Consider the following 2,500-nt stretch of genomic DNA (forward strand, 5'->3'; position numbering starts at 1 on the left):
GCAGCACCGACCGGCAGGTTCGCAGAGAAAGAGACCAACTAGACAAGAGAGGACGCAATGGGGGAGGGAGGGGAGAGGGGGAGAGAGAGGGGGAGGAGAGAGGGGGGGAGGTGACCTACTCTCCCAGGGAGGAAGAACAAGGACCAGGGGAGAGGAGGAAAGGAAATTCCGGGGGAGGGAGGGGAACGGGTGTTTTGAGCGGGAGGGGGACACCAAACCGAGGCAATACCATGCGTCTTTTTTTGACGCTTACAATCAAGGTTGTCCAAGTTAGTTTCTGTGTATGCTTTTGATTTGTATGATATTTAGAAGAAGACACTGTCTTTTTCTGGATCAAATCAAGCCTATCGGGCGATTAGTACCGGTCAACTGAGTACATTGCTGTACTTACATCTCCGGCCTATTGACGTGGTGGTCTACCACGGCCCTCAGGGATACCTTGTTTTGAGGGGGGCTTCCCGCTTAGATGCCTTCAGCGGTTATCCTTTCCGTTCATAGCTACCCAGCACTACCGTTGGCACGATAACTGGTCCACCAGTGGAACGTTCACCCCGGTCCTCTCGTACTAGGGGCAACTCCTCTCAAGTATCCTACACCCACGGCAGATAGGGACCGAACTGTCTCACGACGTTCTAAACCCAGCTCACGTACCTCTTTAAACGGCGAACAGCCGTACCCTTGGGACCTGCTCCAGCCCCAGGATGAGATGAGCCGACATCGAGGTGCCAAACACTGCCGTCGATATGGACTCTTGGGCAGTATCAGCCTGTTATCCCCGGCGTACCTTTTATCCGTTGAGCGATGGCCCTTCCACTCGGGACCACCGGATCACTATGGCCGACTTTCGTCTCTGCTCGACTTGTCAGTCTTGCAGTCAGGCTGGCTTCTGCCATTGCACTCAACGAGCGATTTCCGACCGCTCTGAGCCAACCTTCGCGCGCCTCCGTTACTCTTTAGGAGGCGACCGCCCCAGTCAAACTACCCGCCACGCAGGGTCCCGGATCCCGGTAAGGGATCGCGGTTAGGTATCAAGAGTGCGAAGGGTGGTATCTCAAAGGAGGCTCCACGGTAACTAGCGTTACTGCTTCGATGCCTACCACCTATTCTGCACGTCACAATCCTGATACCAGTGCGAAGCTGTAGTAAAGGTGCACGGGGTCTTTCCGTCTAACCGCGGGAAGCCTGCATCTTGACAGGCAATTCAATTTCGCTGAGTCGATGTTGGAGACAGCGGGGAAGTCGTTACGCCATTCGTGCAGGTCGGAACTTACCCGACAAGGAATTTCGCTACCTTAGGACCGTTATAGTTACGGCCGCCGTTTACCTGGGCTTCAATTCAGAGCTCTCACCCCTCCTTTTAACCTTCAGGCACCGGGCAGGCGTCAGACCCTATACGTCGTCTTACGACTTCGCAGAGCCCTATGTTTTTAATAAACAGTCGCCACCCCCTGGTTTGTGCCCCCGGATTCCACTTGCGTAGGACCCGGGCCTCCTTCTCGCGAACTTACGGAGGTATTTTGCCGAGTTCCTTCAACATCGTTCTCTCAAGCGCCTTGGTATTCTCTACCTGTCCACCTGTGTCGGTTTAGGGTACGGTCTCATGAAGGGCTATTTCCAGGAACTGCTCAGCAGCCCGCCCAATCCGATAAGGGCAAACTACCTTCGCAATCCGTCACATCCTTCTGGCCTAGGAATATTAACCTAGTTCCCATCGCCTACGCCTTTCGGCCTCGGCTTAGGGGCCGGCTTACCCTGCTCAGATTAGCTTTAAGCAGGAACCCTTGGACTTTCGGCGAGAGTGTCTCTCACACTCTTTGTCGCTACTCATGTCATCATTCTCACTAGTGATCTCTCCACGGGATCGCTCACGCGCCCGCTTCATCGAAAGCCTCGCGTCTCCGACGCTCATTATTAAGCCCTACCGCTTCGCTACATGAGGGCAGTTGCCTGCACCCATTCAGCGTTGAAGTGGAGATTAATGAGCAAAAGAGACATGAGACTATGTCACACTACGCTCTGCTACCATGCACTATGTGCATCCTCGGCTTCGGCTCATGGCTTGAGCCCCGTTACATCTTCGCCGCAGGACGTCTTACTTAGACCAGTGAGCTGTTACGCTATCTTTAAAGGATGGCTGCTTCTAAGCCAACCTCCTGGTTGTTTTGGACATCCCACCTGCTTTCCCACTTAGCCATGAATTAGGGGCCTTAGCCGGAGGTCAGGGTTGTTTCCCTCTCCACTACGGACGTTAGCATCCGCAGTGTGTCTGCCATCTAGTACTCCCGGGTATTCGGAGTTTGGTTAGGATCAGTAAGCCTGTGGGGCCCCATTACCCATCCAGTGCTCTACCCCCCGGGGTATTCGGATGACGCTCTACCTAAATAGATTTCGCAGAGAACCAGCTATCTCCGAGTTTGATTGGCCTTTCACCCCTAGGCACAACTCATCCCGATCTTTTTCAACAGATGTGGGTTCGGTCCTCCAGTGCATGTTACTGCAC

General features: G+C 54.0%; 1 rRNA gene (cut by a window edge). It reads right to left on the reverse strand.

The features are described 5' to 3' along the window. Positions 1-334 precede the first annotated feature (334 nt). Positions 335-2,500, reverse strand: a 23S ribosomal RNA gene (locus tag KMP13_RS04040); it runs 730 nt beyond the window's last position.

This window comes from Epibacterium ulvae (assembly GCF_018678075.1).
Taxonomy (GTDB): Bacteria; Pseudomonadota; Alphaproteobacteria; order Rhodobacterales; family Rhodobacteraceae; genus Epibacterium; species Epibacterium ulvae_A.